18 protein-coding genes are annotated in these 18,086 nt (G+C 72.5%); 13 read left to right on the top strand and 5 right to left on the bottom strand.

Features of this window, described 5'->3' with window-relative positions:
- Nucleotides 1-403, top strand: a 403-nt coding sequence (locus AB0M52_RS07495) for an MFS transporter (protein ID WP_363950217.1), incomplete at its 5' end; no start/stop codon positions are given.
- Nucleotides 404-520: 117 nt separating this feature from the next.
- Here AB0M52_RS07495 and AB0M52_RS07500 read toward each other — a convergent pair.
- From AB0M52_RS07500 to AB0M52_RS07510, 3 genes are all read right to left on the bottom strand, one after another.
- Entirely contained in the window at nt 521-934 is a 414-nt protein-coding gene (locus AB0M52_RS07500) for a roadblock/LC7 domain-containing protein (protein ID WP_199523699.1), read from the bottom strand.
- A gap of 5 nt (nt 935-939) precedes the next feature.
- Nucleotides 940-3,450: a nitrate- and nitrite sensing domain-containing protein gene (locus AB0M52_RS07505; protein ID WP_363950220.1), complete on the bottom strand. Its 2,511-nt coding sequence runs from the start codon at nt 3,448-3,450 to the stop codon at nt 940-942.
- Between the two features lie 121 nt (nt 3,451-3,571).
- Nucleotides 3,572-4,957, bottom strand: coding sequence for an FGGY family carbohydrate kinase (locus AB0M52_RS07510; RefSeq protein WP_363950222.1), 1,386 nt, complete (start codon nt 4,955-4,957; stop codon nt 3,572-3,574).
- A gap of 255 nt (nt 4,958-5,212) precedes the next feature.
- On the opposite strand from AB0M52_RS07510, the gene AB0M52_RS07515 reads away from it, so the two are divergent.
- A complete protein-coding gene (locus AB0M52_RS07515; RefSeq protein WP_363950224.1) occupies nt 5,213-7,126 on the top strand; it encodes an anthranilate synthase family protein in 1,914 nt (637 codons plus the stop codon).
- A 171-nt stretch (nt 7,127-7,297) separates the two neighbouring features.
- Here the strand turns inward: AB0M52_RS07515 and wrbA are convergent, their stop codons facing one another.
- Nucleotides 7,298-7,915, bottom strand: a complete 618-nt coding sequence (gene wrbA, locus AB0M52_RS07520) for an NAD(P)H:quinone oxidoreductase (protein WP_363950225.1) — start codon at nt 7,913-7,915, stop codon at nt 7,298-7,300.
- 146 nt (nt 7,916-8,061) lie between these two features.
- Between wrbA and AB0M52_RS07525 the strand changes: the two genes are divergently transcribed.
- The 7 genes from AB0M52_RS07525 to AB0M52_RS07555 all read left to right on the top strand — a co-directional run bounded on the left by AB0M52_RS07525 (nt 8,062) and on the right by AB0M52_RS07555 (nt 14,126).
- Nucleotides 8,062-8,901: an ABC transporter ATP-binding protein gene (locus tag AB0M52_RS07525; protein ID WP_363950227.1), complete on the top strand. Its 840-nt coding sequence runs from the start codon at nt 8,062-8,064 to the stop codon at nt 8,899-8,901.
- Complete coding sequence (locus AB0M52_RS07530) at nt 8,898-9,731, top strand: ABC transporter permease (protein ID WP_363950230.1); 834 nt, start codon at nt 8,898-8,900, stop codon at nt 9,729-9,731. The genes AB0M52_RS07525 and AB0M52_RS07530 overlap by 4 nt, the downstream gene beginning before the upstream one ends.
- Nucleotides 9,689-10,918, top strand: coding sequence for a sensor histidine kinase (locus AB0M52_RS07535; RefSeq protein ID WP_363950232.1), 1,230 nt, complete (start codon nt 9,689-9,691; stop codon nt 10,916-10,918). Before AB0M52_RS07530 ends, AB0M52_RS07535 begins: the two co-directional genes overlap by 43 nt.
- On the top strand, nt 10,915-11,535 hold the full coding sequence (locus AB0M52_RS07540) for a response regulator transcription factor (RefSeq protein WP_363950234.1): 621 nt from the start codon (nt 10,915-10,917) through the stop codon (nt 11,533-11,535). Before AB0M52_RS07535 ends, AB0M52_RS07540 begins: the two co-directional genes overlap by 4 nt.
- An 84-nt stretch (nt 11,536-11,619) precedes the next feature.
- Nucleotides 11,620-12,108: a GNAT family N-acetyltransferase gene (locus AB0M52_RS07545; protein ID WP_363950236.1), complete on the top strand. Its 489-nt coding sequence runs from the start codon at nt 11,620-11,622 to the stop codon at nt 12,106-12,108.
- A gap of 50 nt (nt 12,109-12,158) precedes the next feature.
- Nucleotides 12,159-12,746, top strand: a complete 588-nt coding sequence (locus AB0M52_RS07550) for an HAD family phosphatase (protein WP_363950274.1) — start codon at nt 12,159-12,161, stop codon at nt 12,744-12,746.
- Between the two features lie 309 nt (nt 12,747-13,055).
- Nucleotides 13,056-14,126 (top strand): winged helix DNA-binding domain-containing protein, encoded by a 1,071-nt coding sequence (locus tag AB0M52_RS07555; protein ID WP_363950277.1) that lies wholly within the window; start codon nt 13,056-13,058, stop codon nt 14,124-14,126.
- 120 nt (nt 14,127-14,246) lie between these two features.
- Here AB0M52_RS07555 and AB0M52_RS07560 read toward each other — a convergent pair whose 3' ends face one another.
- On the bottom strand, nt 14,247-14,777 hold the full coding sequence (locus tag AB0M52_RS07560; protein ID WP_363950238.1) for a GNAT family N-acetyltransferase: 531 nt from the start codon (nt 14,775-14,777) through the stop codon (nt 14,247-14,249).
- Between the two features lie 120 nt (nt 14,778-14,897).
- On the opposite strand from AB0M52_RS07560, the gene AB0M52_RS07565 reads away from it, so the two are divergent.
- The 4 genes from AB0M52_RS07565 to AB0M52_RS07580 form a co-directional block, all read left to right on the top strand.
- Nucleotides 14,898-15,854 (top strand): DUF4034 domain-containing protein, encoded by a 957-nt coding sequence (locus AB0M52_RS07565; RefSeq protein ID WP_363950241.1) that lies wholly within the window; start codon nt 14,898-14,900, stop codon nt 15,852-15,854.
- A gap of 213 nt (nt 15,855-16,067) precedes the next feature.
- On the top strand, nt 16,068-16,514 hold the full coding sequence (locus AB0M52_RS07570) for a DUF6624 domain-containing protein (RefSeq protein WP_363950243.1): 447 nt from the start codon (nt 16,068-16,070) through the stop codon (nt 16,512-16,514).
- 98 nt (nt 16,515-16,612) lie between these two features.
- Nucleotides 16,613-17,143: a SigE family RNA polymerase sigma factor gene (locus tag AB0M52_RS07575; protein ID WP_363950245.1), complete on the top strand. Its 531-nt coding sequence runs from the start codon at nt 16,613-16,615 to the stop codon at nt 17,141-17,143.
- Nucleotides 17,140-18,086, top strand: a 947-nt coding sequence (locus AB0M52_RS07580; RefSeq protein WP_363950247.1) for a hypothetical protein, incomplete at its 3' end; no start/stop codon positions are given. The genes AB0M52_RS07575 and AB0M52_RS07580, both read left to right, overlap by 4 nt.

The raw sequence follows: 18,086 nt of genomic DNA on the forward strand, positions 1-18,086 counted from the left end.
CACCGCCGACCGGCTGATCGCCCGGTTCCGCCACCGGCCCGTGCTCACCTGGTCGATGGCGGTCACCGCAGGCGTACCGATCCTGCTGGCCGTGGTGCCCAACCGCGCCGCCGCGGTCGTCGTGGTGGTCACCACCAGCGCGGCGTTCGCGGTCCTCAACGTCGCCGCGCTGTCCGTACGCCAACGACTCGTGCCCGGCGGGCTGCTCGGCCGGGTCGTCGCCGCGTCCCGGCTGGTCACCTACAGCTGCACCGCGTTGGGTGCGCTGGCCGGCGGCGCGCTGGCCGCCCACGCCGGCATCGAGGCACCGTTCGTGTTCAGCGGTGTCGTCGCGGTCGCCGCCACCGCCGCCTGGTGGCTCGCCTCCCGCCCCGCCGCACCGGGCGCCCTCGGCCTCCGTTGACCAGCGACAGCCAGGCCCAACGGTGCTCGAAACGACGGCCGGCACGGCTGCCGACGGGACGTTGAGAAGGGGCCCCTGTACTACCGCAGGCGTTAACAGGGGGCCCCTACTTACACCTCAGCGGGGTAGGGCCTGCTGCAACTCGGCGCGCAGCGCGGGAGTGAGCATCTCCCCCGCCTGCTTGGCCAGCCGGGCCATCTCGTAGCCCACCACGCCGATGTCCGCGTCCGCCGCAGCGAGCGTGGCCAGGATCGAGCCGTCGCGGATCTGCATCACCAGGAAGTAGCCGCGCCCCATCTCGACCACGGTCTGCTTGACCACGTCACCGTCGAACATCTGCGCGGCGCCGGCGGTGATGCTCATGAGACCCGAGGTCACCGCGGCGAGCTTGTCGGCGTGGTCCCGTGGCAGGTGGTCGGAGATCGCGACCAGCAGCCCGTCGGTGGAGACCACCACCGCGTGCGCCACCCCCGGCACCCGCTCCGCGAACCCGCTGACCAGCCAGCTCAGGTCCCGGGCCTCCTGAGACAACGTCGTCACTTGTGTCTCCCTTCGCTCCATACCCCGGGCGGTGGCACGGGTATCACCTTCGTCTCCTCAGCCTCGGCTTGCCGAACGCCGCTGTACAGCCTCGACAGCATGCCGCCGACCGCGTCCGGGTCCGGGTCATGCCGGGCCGGCTGCTGCTGTTCGGGACGGGCCGGCTGGGTCACGGCGCTCAGCTGCGCCATCGGGACCCGTACCGGCAGACCCCGGTCGTTCGTCCCGGCGGTCACCGGCACCGCCGGCGGCGCGGGCATCCCGGCACCCGTCGGCGGCACCGCCGACGACGGTCCCTCCCGGGACCACCAGCCGCCACCGGCGTTCGCCGGCATCGCCGCCGGCGCGAGCACGTCCTCCGCGCGGACCGGTACCGCGTGGGCCTGGCGGGGCACCGTGATCGGCCGCCGGCCGGCCACCGGCAGGTCCGCCGGGCCCGGGTTCCTCGGCGCGCCCAGCCGGGGTGCCGCGGCGGGCAACACCCGTGGCGACGGCGGCGGGTCCAGGCTCGGCGGCGGTGCCGCGGCCAGCAACGCGCCGGGCAGCTTGACCCGGGCCACCAGGCCACCGGCGCCACCGTGCAGCCGAACCTCGATGCTGTGCCGGGCGGCCAGATGGCTGACCACGAACAGACCCATCCGCTCGACCGTCGCCACATCCGCGGCCGGCGGTTGGGCCAGCACGCTGTTCGCCTCGGCCAGTGCCGCCGGGCTCATGCCCAGGCCCTGGTCGGCGATCTCGATCACCGCTCCGGCACCCTCGGCGCGGGCCATCACCTGCACGATGGTGTCCGGCCGCGAGAACGCGGTGGCGTTCTCCAGCAGCTCGGCGAGCAGGTGCACCAGTTCACCGACGGCGTGCCCGACGACATGCAGGTCGGCCACCGCCTCGTGCCGTACCCGCTGGTACTGCTCGATCTCGGCGCTGGCCGCCAGCAGCGCCGCGCTCAACCCGACCGGACGGTTCCACCGGCGGGTCGACTCGGTGCCGGCCAGCACCAGCAGACTCTCGTCGTTACGGCGCATACGCGCCGCGAGGTGGTCCAGCTTGAACAGGTTCTCCAGCTGGTCGGGGTCGCCCTCCTCCCGCTCCAGGTCGTCGAGCAGCTCCAACTGCCGCTCCACCAGCACCTGGCTGCGTCGGGCGAGGTTGACGAACATCGCGTTGACGTTGCGCCGCATGTTCGCCTGGTCGACCGCCACACCGACCGCGCTGCGGTGCACCGCGACGAACGCCTCAGCCAGCTCACCGATCTCGTCGAGGGACCGCACCACCGCCGGTGAGACCTCCATCTGCGGTACGCCGCCGGCGACCGACCGCAGCCTGGCCAGCGCCTCGGGCAGCTCGATCTGCGCGATCCGCAACGCCTGCGACCGCAGCAGGCGGATCGACCGGGCCAGCGAACGACCAATCAGCACCGAAATCAGCACCGCCACCAGCAGCACCGTGATGATCACACCGACCACCAGCAGCGTCTCGCGCAGTTGGGTGCTGCTGGCCTCGTCGGCCTGACGCGCCGAGGTTTCCAACACCTCGGACTCGAACTGCCGCAGCAGCTCGTGTCGCTCCTCGCTGGCGTCCCACCACTGCGTGGCGGACGGCACCGTCGGCCGGGTCGTCGTCAGCGCCCGCTCCTCCATCCGGGCGGCGGTGACGAAGGCCGGGTCCAGGCTCATCTGGTCGTAGCGGGCCACCTGTGCGCTGGTCGCGGCGATCCGGAACGAGCCGAGCGCGGTCAGCTGCCGTGCCCGCAGGTCGGTCAGCTGCCCGGCGTCCTGGCGGTCGAAACGGCCGGCCCGGGCCACCGCGTACAACTCCGCCCGTACCCGCGACGACAGCTCCTTGGCCCGGGCGAACTGCACGTACCGCAGGACCGCATCGGACAACTCCGGCCGCTCCGCACCGGGTGACGGCTGCGCCAGCAGGGTCAGCAGCGCGTCGACCGCTCGGTGGTAGTTGCCGAGGATGGTGTCGTCGCTCAGCACCACCGTGGCCATGACGTTGCGGATGTATCCGATCTGCTGGTACGCCTGCGAGGCCACCACGTACGTGTTCCGCCACGAGGCGTCGGCGCCGGACAGCGGCTCGGCCGCCTGGCGCAGGGCCTGTGCCGCCTGGTCCGCGGCCTCCCGGTACGGCTGCAGGCCGGCCAGCACCTTTTCGCTCTCGTCCTCGTTCTTCGCGGCGCGCAGCGTGGCCAGTTCACCGGCCGTACGGTCGCGTTCCTGCTGCAGCCGGTGGACCAGCTGGGTGATCTCCCGCCCGATGCCGACCTGGGCGGCGAAGTTGCCCAGCGTGTTGGCCCGACTGACCAGGCTCTGGGTCTGCACCCCGGCCAGGACCAGAAAGGCGACCGACGGGATGACCAGCACCGTGGCCAGCTTGGTGCGCATCCGCCAGTCCTGCAGGCGCAGGGGGGAGCGACGCCGATGCGGCACCACCCGGACATCGAACCGACGCCGGCGGTGCTGCGACACCCCGGGCGCCTGGTCCGCTCCTACACCCACAGGTTCCTCCTCCGCACGCGTCCGCCGCGACCCGGGGAGCGCGGTCCATCCAACCAGGCCGTGGAGCAGTGTCAACGCCCTGCCCTTACGAAGGTTCAGGAAGGACCTGCCGGTCGCCACCCTATGCCGTGGTCGGCGAGGCTTGATCATCCGTCCGGCCGATGTCGGCCAGCGCCCGGGCGTCGGCGATACGGCCGGTGACCACCAGCGCCGCACCGGTCGCCCCAATCTCGGGACTGCGCTGGACCGCCACCCGCCGCGGGGCCAGCACCTCGGCGAACGCCCCGCGCCACCACGGTGACGCCGCCATCGCACCGCCGCCGAGGATCACCTCCACCGGCTGCCCGACCGTGGACTCCAGCACCGCCAGATCGTCGACGACCAGCTCGCACACCCCGTGCATCAGCCCGGCCAGCATCTCCACCGCGGTACTGGCGAAGCCCAGCCCGCGCAGCTCGCCGGAGCCGGCCCGGCGGCTGCCCGGCGGCCGGTCACCGCCGAAGCGGACGTTCGCCGGCCGGCCGGCGTCGGGCGGGAGCTGGGCCAGGGCCGCATCCAACGCCGCTCCGCTGGGCAGCCGCAGCTCCCGTTTCGCCCAGGCGAACAGGTTCCCGCCGGAGGAGTACGCCGCCCCGGTGACCACGTGGTCGTGGTCGACGCGGTAGCGCCACAGCCGCGGCGGCAGCGGCGTCAGGTCGGCGGGGGCGGGCATCCGCTGTAGCAGCCGCACCGCCGACGAGGTGCCGACGGTCACCGCCGCCCGGGTGTGGTCGACGCAGCCGGAGCCGACGTTGGAGGCGGCACCGTCGCCGACCGGCGCCGCCCACCCCGCCCGCGCCAGGGCGGGCCACCGCCGGGCGTGTTCGGCGCGCAGCCGGCCCTGCCAGTCCCGCGGGGCCAGCTCGGGCAGCTCCTCGACCCGGGCGCCGGCCAGCGCGCGGGCCTCCGCGTCCCAGTCCAGAGTGTGCAGATCCAGCAGCCCGGTGCCGGACGCCTGGGAGACCGACATCGGCGCCTCGGTGAGCAGCCGCCCCAGCACGAACTCGACCAGCCCGACGAAGCGGGCCACCCGGGTGCCGGTGTGGGCGCGCAGCCAGGGCAGCCGCATCGACCAGTAGCAGCGGTGCCACCAGGTGCCGGTGCGCTGATGGAAGGCGTCCGGGTCGGCCGGCCCGGCCGACGTCGCGGGCGGCTCGGGCCGGGTGTCCAGCCAGGTGAGCACCGGTCCGAGCGGCTCGCCGTCCACGCCGAGCGGCACCACCGAGTGCCACTGCGCGCTGATCGCCACCAGCTCCACCTCGCGCAGCCGGCCCTGCTCGCTGAGCTCGTCCAGGCACTCGGCGAGGCAGGCCAGGTAACCGACGGCGTCAAGCGTGCCGGTGCCGTCGTCGCCGACGGTCAGCACCACCCCGCGCCGCGCCAGCGCGCCCGGCAGCGGCCGGGCGTCGCCGTCCAGCACGAGCCCGCGCACCGAGGAGGTGCCCAGGTCCAGCGCGAGAATGCTCATCGCGGGTCAACATATCCGCTGTCGTCGGCGCCAGGACGCCGCCGCGCACGCGGGTACGCCGATCGGCTTCCGCGTCGCTCACCCGCCGCGTAGGGTGGTCGCATGCACGCGCGACTGTCCTGCTGGTGGCCCGCCGACCCGGCGGCCATCCCCCGCGCGTAGCTTTCCCACGCGGCCGCCCGACGAGGCGGCCGCCGGTCAATTCCCGGCCCGTGGGCCGCCCCCGACGGCGGCACCCCGGCACCGAGGAGACCGATGACACCGCTGACCGACCTGCTCGCCGCGCTCGCCGCCGGTGCCGACCCCGGCCCGTTCGCGCTGGTACGCCGCGACGGCGCCGACCACCTCGATCTGTTCACCGGCCCGGTGGGCACCGTCGAGCGGCTCGCCGACCTCCCGCTGCCCGCCGGGCGGCCCGGCCCCGCGACGCTGGCCGTGGTGCCGTACCGGCAGGTCACCGAGCGTGGCTTCGCCTGTGTCGACGACGGCGTGCCGCTGGAGTGCCTGCGCATCGACCGCCACGTCCGGCTGCCCCTGGCCGCTGCCCTCGACGCCCTGCCCGAAGGCCCGGTCCGCACCACCGACGCCGCCTTCGACATCACCGACGACGAGTACGCCGCCGCCGTGGCCCGGGTGCTCGCCGAGGAGATCGGCCACGGCGAGGGCGCCAACTTCGTCATCCACCGCACCATGCACGCCCGGGTGCAAGGCCCACCGCTGACCGCCGCGCTGGCCGCACTGCGGTCACTGCTGCTGCGCGAGCGCGGGGCGTACTGGACGTTCGTGGTGCACACCGGCGCGCGCACCCTGGTCGGCGCCAGCCCTGAGCGGCACGTCAGCGTCGACGACGGCCTGGTGATGATGAACCCGATCAGCGGCACCTTCCGGCACACCGGGGCGACCGCGGACCGGGCCGCGCTGCTGCGCTTCCTCGCCGACACCAAGGAGATCGAGGAGCTGTACATGGTCCTCGACGAGGAGCTGAAGATGATGGCCACCGTGGCCGAGCACGGCGGGCAGGTGGTCGGGCCGTACCTGAAGGAGATGTCCCACCTGGCGCACACCGAGTACCTGCTCGCCGGGCGCGGTTCGAAGGACGTCCGTGACGTGCTGCGGGAGACGATGTTCGCGCCGACGGTGACCGGCAGCCCGATGGAGAACGCCTGCCGCGTGATCGCCCGGCACGAACGCACCGGCCGCCGCTACTACGCCGGGGTGCTGGCCCTGCTCGGTCACGACGAGACCGGCCGGCAGACGCTCGACGCGCCGATCCTCATCCGTACCGCCGAGATCTCCCCGGCCGGCGAACTGCGGGTGCCGGTCGGGGCGACCCTGGTGCGCCACTCCACTCCCGCCGCCGAGGTGGCCGAGACCCACGCGAAGGCCGCCGGGGTGCTGGCCGCCCTCGGCCTGGGCCCGCAGGCACCGGACGCCGGCCCCCGTCCGGCGCCCCGCCTCGCCGACGACCCGCAGGTCCGCGCCGCGCTGGCCGCCCGCAACGCCCCACTGGCCCGGTTCTGGCTGGACCAGCGGCCACCCGGCACCCTCGCGCTGCCCGCCCTGGCCGGCCGCCGGGCCCTGATCGTCGACGGCGAGGACACCTTCACCGGGATGCTGGCCCACCAGCTGGGCGCGCTGGGGTTGGCGGTGACCGTCCGGCCGTGGCACGACGCCGGGCCGGTGTCCGGGTACGACCTGGTGGTGGTCGGGCCGGGGCCGGGCGACCCGAACAGCGGCACCCCGAAGATGACCACCCTGCGTACCCTGCTCGCCGGGCTGCTGGACGGCGGGCAGCCGACGCTCGCCGTCTGTCTCGGCCACCAGCTCCTCGCCCGCCTGCTCGGGCTGCCCGTGCACCGCCGCGACGCGCCCTACCAGGGGACGCAACGGACGGTCACGCTGTTCGGCGAGCCACGACGGGTCGGCTTCTACTCCACCTTCACCGCCCGTGCCGCCGCCGATCGCCAGGGCAGCCCGTACGGCCCGGTCGAACTCGCCCGGGACGAGGCCGACGGTGCGGTGCACGCGCTGCGCGGCCGGGGTTTCGCCGGGGTGCAGTTCCACCCCGAGTCGGTGCTCAGCCCGGACGGCGTGCCGGTCCTGGCCGACCTGCTGCGCGAACTGCTGCCGGCACCGGCCGGGGAGTTGTCGACCACCGCGCAGGCATAGTCGGGCCGATCCGGGGTAGCGCTTTGTACGGCCGGCGGTCCGGGCGGGTATGAGAGCCCCGCCCGGGCCGCCGGTCCCGGAAAGGAAGGGCCCCTTCTTAACGCCTGCGGTGGTAAAAGGGCCCCTTTTTAACAACAGGGCGGGCAGCTCGCGGAGCGGCGTCGCCGTTGCTCAGCCGGTGAGGCCCTGCTTGAGCGCGGCGCCGATCTGCACCGCCCGCTTGGCCGTCAGCGCCGTCGCCGCCAGGGCGACGTGGTCCGGAGCGGTCTCGCCGTTGTTGCTCGTGTGCGACGCGCCGTACGGGTTGCCGGAGACGAACTGGCTCGGGTCGGTGTAGCCGGGGGTGACCACGATGCCGCCCCAGTGGTAGAAGACGTGGAACAGCGACAGCAGCGTCGACTCCTGCCCGCCGTGATGGGTCGCGGTGGAGGTGAAACCCGAGTACACCTTGTTGGCCAACGCCCCCTGCGCCCACAACGGGCCGGTGGTGTCGATGAACTGCTTGAGCTGGGCGGCGACCAACCCGTACCGGGTCGGCGAGCCGAAAATCACCACGTCGGCCCAGCTCAGGTCGTCCGGCTGCGCCTCGTCGATGTCCTGGGTCTCCAGCCGGTGCGCCTCCCAACCCGAGTTGGACCGGATCGCCTCGTCCGGTGCCAGCTCCCGCACCTTGCGCAACCGGACGTCCGCGCCCGCCTCACCGGCGGCCTCGCAAGCCGCCTGGGCCATCTGGTACGTGATGCCGGTCGCGCTGTAGTAGATCACCGCCACCTTGACCTGTGCCGCCATCGCATGTCCTTCCTGATTCGTGTCAGCTTCGGCGACTACCCGGTGCTTGCACCGGCAAACGGTCGGTCTGTCCACCGGTCGACGGACAACCCGGTTCCGTCCACCGGTCGTCCCGCGCCCCACCGGTGCCGGCCGACGATCGAGGCATGACCGACACCCCCGCCGTCCGCGTACGCGGACTACGCAAGTCGTACGGCGACACCGTCGCCGTCGCCGGCGTCGACCTGGACGTCGCCGCCGGCGAGGTGGTGGCCCTGCTCGGCCCCAACGGCGCCGGCAAGAGCAGCACCATCGAGATCCTGGAGGGCCACCGTGACCGCGACGCCGGTGAGGTGAGCGTGCTCGGTCACGATCCGGCCCGCGCCGACCTCGACTGGCGGGCCCGGATCGGCATCGTCACCCAGGACGGCGCCGACCTGACCGAGCTGACCGTCCGGGAGGCCGTCGGCCACTTCGCGCACTACTACCCGAACGCCCGCGATCCACGGGAGGTCATCGAGCTGGTCGGCCTCACCGGCAAGGCCACGGCCCGGATCCGTACCCTCTCCGGCGGCCAACGCCGCCGCCTGGACGTGGCCATCGGCGTCGTGGGCCGCCCCCGGCTGCTCTTCCTCGACGAGCCGACGACCGGTTTCGACCCGCAGGCCCGCCGGCAGTTCTGGGCCCTGATCCGGCAGCTGGCCGGCGACGAGGACTGCACCATCCTGCTCTCCACCCACTACCTCGAGGAGGCCGAGGCGCTGGCCGACCGGGTGGCGGTGATCGTCAGCGGTCGGATCGTCGCCGACGGCACCCCGGCCACCCTCGGCGGGCGGGCCTCCGCCCGCACCGTCGTGCGCTGGGCCGACGGCCGGCAGGAGACCGACGACCCGGCCGCGCTCGTCGCGACGCTGACCCGCCGCTACGGCGGCGCCGTACCGGGGCTGACCGTCAGCCGACCGAGCCTGGAGGACGTATATCTGGACCTGATCGGAGCAGCGTCGTGACCGCCACCGCCCACCGCACCGCACCCCGCCGCCCGTCCGCCGCCCGGCTCGGGCTGCACCGCGCGACCGTCGAGCTGAAAATCTTCTTCCGGGAACGTGACGCGGTGGTGTTCACCTTCGCCATGCCGGCGGTGATCCTCGTCCTGCTCGGGTCGATCTTCGACGGGTTGTACCAGGGCAGCGACGTGACCTCCGCCCAGTACCTCGCGCCGAGCATGATCGCCGCCGGGGTGGCCTCGGCGACCTTCATCAACCTGGGCACCGGCATCGCCACCGACCGCGACGACGGCACCCTGCGCCGGCTGCGCGGGGCGCCGATGCCGCCGTCGGCGTACTTCCTCGGCAAGGTCCTGATGGCGCTGGTGGTCACCGTCGGCGAGACGGTCCTGCTGCTCGGCGTCGGAGTCGTCGCCTTCGACCTGTCGCTGCCGACCGAGCCGGTCCGCTGGCTCACCTTCGGCTGGGTGTTCCTGCTCGGTGCCACCGCCTGCGCGCTGGTCGGCATCGCCGCCAGCAGCCTGGCCCGCTCGGCGCGCAGCGCCGCTGCCGTGATGAACCTGCCCTACCTCGTGCTGGCCTTCATCTCCGGGGTCTTCTACACCCCGGTCGGGCAACTGCCCGAACCCCTGGTCACCATCGGCTCGCTGTTCCCGCTCAAGTGGATGGCGCAGGGCTTCCGCTCGGTGTTCCTGCCCGACAGCATCCTCCCGCAGGAGGTCGTACCCTCCTGGGAGCACGGCCGGATCGCGCTCGTGCTCGCCGCCTGGTGCATCGGAGGGATGGTGCTGTGTCTGACCACCTTCCGCTGGCAGGGCCGGCGCGGCCGGTGAGCCCGTCCCCGGCCGTGGTCGTCGACGGATGGAGTGGGCGCTTCCGGCTCTGGGACATCTACTTCGCGCTGGCGACCGTCGGCGTCGGCGTGGCGGTGGCCGCCGAGGGATGGCGTCCGCTGGCCAACCGGATCGGCTGCATCGCGCTCTTCGTCGCCCTGGCCGGCTGGTACGTCGGCTTCGGCCGCCGGCTGATGCGCAAATCCATCGAGGACTGGCGCGGCTACCTCTACCTGGCCGGTGTCGCCCTGCTCTACGTGCCGGCGGTGCTGCTCACCGGCTCGGCGTCGTTCCTGTTGTTCGTGCTCAGCCCGCAGATGTTCATGGTGCTGCCGGCGGCACCGGCGATCGGCGCGGTGGTGCTGCTCCACTCGGTGCACATCATCGTCCTGGCGGTCCGCCTCCCGGACCTGGGCGACATCGTCGCGCCGCTGCTGATCGCGCTGATGATCGTGTTCATGGTGTGTGTGCTGGGCGTCTGGTCGCAGCGCACGGTCAACGAGAGCATCCGGCGCGCCGAGCTGATCGCACAGTTGGAGCGGACCCGGGCGGACCTGGCCGAGATGTCGCACCGGGCGGGGATCACGGCGGAGCGCCAGCGGTTGGCCGCCGACATCCACGACACCGTGGCGCAGGGCCTGTCCAGTGTGGTGATGCTGATCCAGGCCGCCGAGGCCGACCTCGACCGCGTTCCCGAGCAGGCCCGCCGACACCTCGACCTGGCCCGGCAGACCGCCCGGGAGAACCTGGTCGACGTGCGTACGCTGGTCGCCGCCCTCACCCCCGGCGAACTCACCGGATCCCCGTTGGAGCAGGCGCTGCACCGGCTCGCCGAGCGGTTCACCCGGGAGACCGGCGTGCCGGTCAGCTGTACCGCGGGCCCGGCGGCCGGCCGGACGCTGAGCACGGCGACGGAGGTGGTGCTGCTGCGCGCGGCGCAGGAGGCGCTGACCAACGTCCGCCGGCATGCCGGAGCGGGTGCCGTCGCCGTGCTGCTGCATTCCGACGACGACCGCGTCACGCTGGAGGTGGCCGACGACGGTGTGGGGTTCGACCCCGGCGCCGGCACCGACGGCTACGGCCTGGCCGGGATCCGGGCCCGGGTCGAGCAGGTGCACGGCACGGTGGTCGTACGCTCGACGCTCGGCGAGGGGACCATGATCCGGGTGGAGGTGCCGTACCGATGATCACCGTGTTGTTGGTGGACGACCACCCGGTGGTCCGCGCCGGTGTGGCCGGCATGCTGGCCGGCGCCGACGACATCGACATCGTCGGCGAGGCCGGCGACGCGGCCGAGGCGGTGGCGACCGTCCGGGCCCGGCGTCCCGACGTCGTCCTGATGGACCTGCGGCTGCCCGGCGGCGACGGGGTTACCGCCACCGCGCGGATCCTGGCCGAGTCCCCGGCCACCCGGGTGGTGGTGCTCACCACCTACGAGACCGACGCCGACATCCTCCGCGCCGTCGAGGCCGGCGCCGCCGGCTACCTGCTCAAGGACGTCTCGCGGACCGATCTGATCAACGCGGTACGCACCGCGGCGTGCGGCGGCACGGTGCTCGCGCCGTCGGTGGCCACCCGGCTGTTGCGACAGGTCCGCCGGCCCGGTGGGCGGGAGACGCTGTCCCCCCGGGAGGTGCAGGTGCTCCGGCTGGTCGGTCAGGGGCTGTCGAACGCCGAGATCGGTCGCCAGCTGCACATCAGCGAGGCAACCGTGAAGACCCACCTGCTGCGTACCTTCAACAAGCTCGACGTGTCGGACCGGACGGCCGCGGTCACCACGGCGATGGCCGCCGGCCTGCTGTAACCCGGCAGCCGCCGGGGTTGAGCAGCTCGGCGGGCGAGCGGCCCGCCGGCTCACGCCCGGCGCGCGGCTGGCATGCTCGCCGCTATGGAGATCAGGACCGCGACCGCCGGGGACTGGCCCGGCATCTGGCCCTTCCTGCGGGAGATCGTCTCGGCCGGGGACACCTACACCTGGCCCCGGGACGTCGACGAGGCGCGGGCCCGGGACATGTGGCTGGTCGCACCGCCCGGCCGCACGGTGGTCGCCGTCGACACCGACGGGACCGTGCTCGGCTCGGCCAAACTGACCCCCAACCAGCTCGGCCCCGGCGACCACATCGCCAACGCCAGCTTCATGGTCGCCCCACGGGCGGCCGGACGCGGTATCGGCCGGGCCCTCGGCGCGTACGTGCTGGACCTGGCCCGCGCCGATGGCTACCGGGCGATGCAGTTCAACGCCGTGGTGGCGGCCAACATCCGCGCGGTGGCGCTGTGGCGGTCGCTCGGCTTCGAGGTGGTCGGCCGGATCCCGGAGGGCTTCCGCCACCCCACCGAGGGTTACGTCGACCTGCTCGTCATGTACCAGCGGCTCTGACCGGCCCGCCGGGAAGGCCGACCTGCGCCGCTCGATACCCTGTGCCGGTGATGCTGCCCCTGCCCACCGGCGACTTCCAGGCTTACCTCTTCGACTGCGACGGCACCATCGTCGACTCGATGCCCCAGCACTACACGGCCTGGCGGCAGACGCTCGACGAGTGGGGCTGCGCCTTCCCCGAGGAGCTGTTCTACGCCTGGGCCGGACGGCCGACGGCCGACATCGTCGCCGAGCTCAACGAGCAGCAGGGCCTGAACATGCCGGTGGCGACGGTCATCGCCGACCGGGAGGCCCGCTTCCAGCAGTTGCTGCCCACCGCGATCGGCATCCCCGGGGTTTTGCACCACATCGACGACGCGCACGGCCGGATCCCGTTCGCCGTGGTCTCCGGCAGCACCCGGGACGCCGTCACCGCCTCCCTCGACGCGCTCGGCATCCTGGACCGGTTCGACGTGCTGGTCTGCGCCGGGGACTACGCCCGCCCCAAGCCCGACCCGGAGCCGTTCCTGCGCGCCGCCGAACTGCTCGGCGTACCCCCGGGCTCCTGCCTGGTCTTCGAGGACGCGGACCTGGGCATCGAGGCCGCCACCGCGGCCGGCATGGCCGCGGTACGGGTGCCGCAACCCCGCCAGGGCTGAACGGCTTGCTCAAGATGTCCGCAAGTTGCCCGGGTCACAGTTCCTGGTCGGGCCGGAAAACGCCATCCTGGTGACACCGGTGCCGGCGATCCCGTCGCCGCCCCGCACCGGCGAACCTGAACGGGGGATCGCGCTCCGCCATCAACGAGGCTGGCGTAGCGCGATCAGGGGCGTCGCGGAGGCGGCCATCCGGCCCCGGATGTCGGTGCCCGGTCCTATGCTGCGGTCGACCACCGAAGGAAGGCGGCCGACGTCGTGGCACCCACCGGCTCGACGGCGCTGACCGGCGCCGAGGCGCTCGCACTGCGGATGACCAGTCTCCTGCTGCGCCCCCACCCCACCGCCGCACCGCCCGGCAGCGTGGCGGAGGTGGTGGAGTGGTTCGGTGCCATGCAGGCACAGGACCTGGCCAGCGGCATGTGGTCGCTGGGCGTACGGCTGCCCGGGTCCACCCACGCCGACGTGCACGCCGCGCTTGAGCGCCGCGAGGCCCTGCGGACCTGGCCGATGCGCGGCACCATCCACCTCGTGCCCGCCCGCGACGCCCGCTGGCTGCTGGAGCTGACCGGCGTACGCGCCCTGGCCGGCGCGGCCCGGCGGCGGGAGTTCCTCGGCCTGTCCGAGGCCGAGGCCGACCGCGCCGCCGATGTGCTGGGCAACACCCTGGCCGACGGTGGCCGGCTGACCCGCGCCGAGTGCGTGGCCGCACTGACCGAGGCCGGCATCGACGGCGCCGGCCAGCGCGGCTACCACCTGCTGTGGTATGCGAGCCAGCGCGGCGTCACCTGCATCGCTCCCAACGTCGGCACCGAGCAGACCTTCGCGCTGCTCGACGAGTGGGCACCGGGGCAGCACCAGCCGGAGCGGGACGAGGCGCTGGCCACCCTGGCGCTGCGCTACTTCCGCAGCCACGGCCCCACCACCCGGCAGGACTTCGCCGGCTGGACCGGCCTGACCGCCACCGACGCGAAGCGGGCCATCGCCGCCGCCGGCGACGACCTGACCGCCGTCAACGTCGACGGCACCGAGGCGGTGCTGCACACTCCCCTGCTCGACGCGCCCCGCGCGCCGGTGGCGGACGTGCTGGCGCTGCCCGGCTTCGACGAATACCTGCTCGGCTTCAAGGACCGCACGCTGATGCTCGACCCGGAGCACAAGCAGGCCATCATCCCGGGTGGCAACGGCGTCTTCCAGGCCACGATCGTGCACGGCGGCCGGGTGGTCGGCACCTGGAAACGCACCCTGGCCAAGACCCGCGTAACCCTGGCCGTGAACCCCCTGGTCGACCTCGACCCGACCGTGCGCAAGCGGGTCGAGGAGGCGCTGAGCCGGTACGCCGACTTCCTCGCCCTACCACCCCGGGTCACCTGGCCGGACTGAGCCGCGGTCCCCTGGGTCAGCGCGATACCCGACATCGACGAGACGCGATCGCATGCTGCTGGCCGATGTGCGGACGTGGCGGTCGAGCACGACGACGGCGATCGGGGCGGTCTTTGCCAGTCAGCCGGGCAGGCTCTCGAACAGTTCGTTCGGGGTGTCGTAGTACCTCGCCGTTCGGCCGAGGTGAGTCATGCCGAGCCGGCGGCAGACGGCCTGGGAGGCGTGGTTGTCGGGAGCCGTGACGGCAAGGACCTTCGCCAGACCCCGGCCGAATGCGTCGTCGAGGACAGCTTGTGCTGCCTCTGTGGCATAGCCATGTCCCCATGCCTCCGGATGGAGGTGCCAGCCGATCTCCACGTCGTTCGGCCCGCCGGAGGGTTCGCCCGCTGACAGAGGAATCGGCTTGAGCAGAAGGTTTCCCACCAGCCGGTCGTCCGTGGCTGTGGTGATGGCCCAGATCCCGTGAATCGGATGGTCAACGGCGCGCCGACGCGCGATCGAGGCGAGCGCGTCCTCCCGGGACCTCATGGCCGTGGGATGCGCGCCCAGGAAGCGGACCACCTCCCAGCGCGACTCAAGATCCAAGAGGAAGTCGGCGTCGTCATCGCGCCACGGCCGCAGCAGGAGGCGGTCGCTCATGACGGTGCGCACGCGACCGAATCTAACTACCGTGGCGCGTTACGAAGCCGGAGTACCGGCGTGGGCGGTGGTCGGCACTGATCCTCTAGGATTCGGTGGCCCGGTACGGCGTACGCATAGGGGTTGGGTTGCATGTGGCTGTTCACGAAGCGACCCAAGGAACCGGTCCTGGACCCGACCTATGGTGACCCGCACCGGAAGGCCCTGATCCGGGCAATGGAGAAGCGCAAGTGGAAGTTTGCCCGGGAACTGCTCAACATGGCGGCCGATCCGGACGAGATGGCCTTCCTGATGGAGGCGGTCGGCGGGGTCGACGGGGTCCAGGACTGGATCGGTGATTGGATCGACGCCGAGCCTGAGTCGCCTCTGCCCGTGCTGGTCGCCGGCTGTCACGCCGTGCATTGGGCGTGGGAGGCACGCGGCGGCAAGCGGGCGAAGTACACCACTGCTGCTCAGTTCAGGGGTTTCCATGAGCGGTTGCGCTACGCCGAGACGTTGTTGCAGAAGGTGCTCGCCCGCGAACCCGACAACGTGACCGCGTGGGCATGGCTGGTTACCAGTTCCCGGGGCCTGAGCGTCGGGTCGGCGGAGGCCCGGCAGCGCTTCGAGGCGGTGACTCGACTACACCCGGGGCACGTGGTCGCGCACGAGCAGCGGTTGCAGTATCTGTGTGAAAAATGGTCCGGCAGCCACGAGGAGATGTTCGACTTCGCCCGGAGCGCCGCAACGGCGGCCGGACCGAACAGCCTCCTGCACGAACTGGTGGCCGTCGCGCACATCGAGAAGTGGAGCGCCACTGACCGGGAGGAGGGCAACGCGTACATCGTCTCGGACGAGGTCCGTGCCGAACTTCTCACCGCGGCGGAAAGCTCGATCTTCCACCCGGATTACATTCCCGCCGGCCCCGGCTGGGCCCCGCGGGTGGCGACATTCGCGATGGCCCTCGAACTGGCCGACGAGTTCGACGCGGCCGCGCACGCGTTCGCGCTGCTGGACGGGGTGGTGACCGAGTGGCCGTGGCAGATCCTCGGCGACCCGGTCGAGAAGTTCACCGCCTCCCTCGACTATGTGACCACGAACCGTAGCTGACGATCTGGGCGGAAACCCGTCCCCAGCGCATTCCCGGCGTCCGCTTCTAGCCGCGATGGGCGGTCATGCCGCGGTTAGCGCGGGCTTTCTAGGCATACTGCGATGATGGGGAAGGCGTCAGCGACGACGTGGTGCTGCGAGGTGAGCGACCTGCCACCGCAACGGCGGCGGGACGCACCAACCGAGCCGGAGCTACGGCGGGAGTTCCTGGAGATGGCCGAGGCTGACCAGGCCGAGCGTACTGGCAAGGTGAGCACCAACAACGACGCCCGCCGGACCGATCGGCTCCGCGACGTTATGGACAAGCACGGCTGGCCGGACGCGCGTCTCGTGGGCGCGGACGGTGCCAGTGCGGCCTGGCTGATCGCCCAGCACGCCGATCACGACGTCGCGTTTCAGCGTCGGGCGCTGGGACTCATGTGCGTGGCGGTGGCCGCCGGAGCCGCCGACGCGACCGAGTTGGCCTATCTGGAGGATCGGGTCGCGGTGAACTCCGGACGGCCACAGATCTACGGTACTCAATTCGGCGGATGCGAGGATGGACGCCCGGTGCCGAGGCCGATCGCCGACGAGGCCGGGGTACACGAGCGGCGCGCCAAGGTCGGCCTCCAGCCGCTGGACGGGTACCTTGCACAGTTCCAGGACGCCTGCGACGAATAGGCTCGGACGCGGCTCCTCCACTCAACCCTGGACGCCGTCGGTCGCGTCTGACTCTGCGTCCGCACGTGGACGCGAGGCGGACGCGACCTGGAGGTGGCGTGGGACGGCACGAGGACGACGAGCAGTTCCGGCTGTTCGTACAACGGCAATGGGGGCCGTTGCTGCGAACGGCCTACCTGCTGACCGGTGACCGGGGGACAGCCGAGGACCTGGCGCAGTCGGCGTTGGAGAAGACCCACCGGCGTTGGGGGCGGGTACTGCGCAGGGACGCGCCCGAGGTCTACGTACGCCGGGTGATGGTCAACACGGCGATCTCCTGGCGGCGTCGGCGGCGGCCGCTGGAGGTGCCGCTGCTGACCTCCGACGGCGCACCGACGCCGGACGCGTACGTGCAGGTGGAGGAGCGCGAACTGCTCCTCACCGCGCTGCGGCGGTTGCCGCCCAGGACCCAGGCGATTCTGGTGCTGCGTTACTTCGAGGATCTCAGCGAGGCGGACACCGCCAGAGTTCTCGGCTGCTCCATCGGCTCGGTCAAGAGCCAGGCGTCGCGCGGGTTGGCCCGACTGCGGGTCGAGTTCGCCCCACCCGCCCCTCAGTCCCCGGCAGGACTTCAGGAGGAACTGGCATGACCGAGAGCTTCGCGAATTCGACGCTCAGTCCTGCACTGCGGCAGGCCGCGCACGGCGTGGACGTACCTGAGGACCCGTGGCCGGGGTTCGCCCGGCGGGAGCGACGGCACCGGCGGACGCGGCTGATCCGGGCGGCGGTGGCCGTCGCGGTCGGGGCCGCGCTCGTCGGGGTCCAGACCAACGTGGTGCCCCTACCGGGCTGGGCGCCCGGCATCGCGGTCGCCGCCGCCCCGACAGCGCTGCTCGACGCGCCGCCCCGGGGCGGGCTGGCCGCCGATCAAGCCTGGCTGGACACGCTGCGGGTGTGGATCAGCACCGATCCGCGGATGAACGCCGACACCCCGCTGCATGGCTGGAACCCCGACGGCATCTGGAAGGTCGGCGACCGCGACCGGATCCGCCTGCTCTACGGCAGTGACCAGCCGGGCCACCGGGTCGCGCTGGTCGCGGTGCCGTTGCGGTTCGGCCTACTGACCAAGGAGGCGCTGGTCTGGTATGTGGGTCCGGCCGGGGCCGACGCCCAACAGATGCGCTACGCCGGTTACGACGAGAGCGACGACATCCCGGTGATGACCCTGATGCAGGCCGATCCCGACCGGGGCGGATTCGCGGTCGTCGTCGGGCCGGCCAACTCGACCGTGACAATCAGCGGCGACCCTCGGTACACGTCGAGGGGAACTTTGGAGTATCAGAACCTCGCCCGGACGGACGGCAGCGGAGTCGGGTTCGCCGTCCTGCCCCCCGCGCCGCTCCGCAACGAGCCCGTCGTCCGGGTCAGCCGCGACGAGCACGTGCTCTACCAGGGCGGCCTGGGCGGCGGCCCGTATGAGGCCACGGTCGACCCGACCGGACCGGAGATGAACGCTCTGCTCACCGCCGCCCGACGCGGCGCCCGAGGTACACCGCTGGACGACGCCACCCTGCGCAACTTTGTCGAAACGGC

The sequence above is a fragment of the Micromonospora sp. NPDC051296 genome, assembly GCF_040682255.1.
GTDB classification, from domain to species: Bacteria; Actinomycetota; Actinomycetes; order Mycobacteriales; family Micromonosporaceae; genus Micromonospora; species Micromonospora craterilacus.

Coding starts and splice junctions, on each gene's coding strand:
- AB0M52_RS07510 (WP_363950222.1), bottom strand. CDS start 4,957: ATGAGCATTCTCGCGCTGGACCTGGGCACCTCCTCGGTGCGCGGGCTC.
- AB0M52_RS07550 (WP_363950274.1), top strand. CDS start 12,159: ATGCTGCCCCTGCCCACCGGCGACTTCCAGGCTTACCTCTTCGACTGC.
- AB0M52_RS07555 (WP_363950277.1), top strand. CDS start 13,056: ATGACCAGTCTCCTGCTGCGCCCCCACCCCACCGCCGCACCGCCCGGC.
- AB0M52_RS07540 (WP_363950234.1), top strand. CDS start 10,915: ATGATCACCGTGTTGTTGGTGGACGACCACCCGGTGGTCCGCGCCGGT.
- wrbA (WP_363950225.1), bottom strand. CDS start 7,915: ATGGCGGCACAGGTCAAGGTGGCGGTGATCTACTACAGCGCGACCGGC.
- AB0M52_RS07545 (WP_363950236.1), top strand. CDS start 11,620: ATGGAGATCAGGACCGCGACCGCCGGGGACTGGCCCGGCATCTGGCCC.
- AB0M52_RS07525 (WP_363950227.1), top strand. CDS start 8,062: ATGACCGACACCCCCGCCGTCCGCGTACGCGGACTACGCAAGTCGTAC.
- AB0M52_RS07570 (WP_363950243.1), top strand. CDS start 16,068: ATGGCCGAGGCTGACCAGGCCGAGCGTACTGGCAAGGTGAGCACCAAC.
- AB0M52_RS07515 (WP_363950224.1), top strand. CDS start 5,213: ATGACACCGCTGACCGACCTGCTCGCCGCGCTCGCCGCCGGTGCCGAC.
- AB0M52_RS07565 (WP_363950241.1), top strand. CDS start 14,898: ATGTGGCTGTTCACGAAGCGACCCAAGGAACCGGTCCTGGACCCGACC.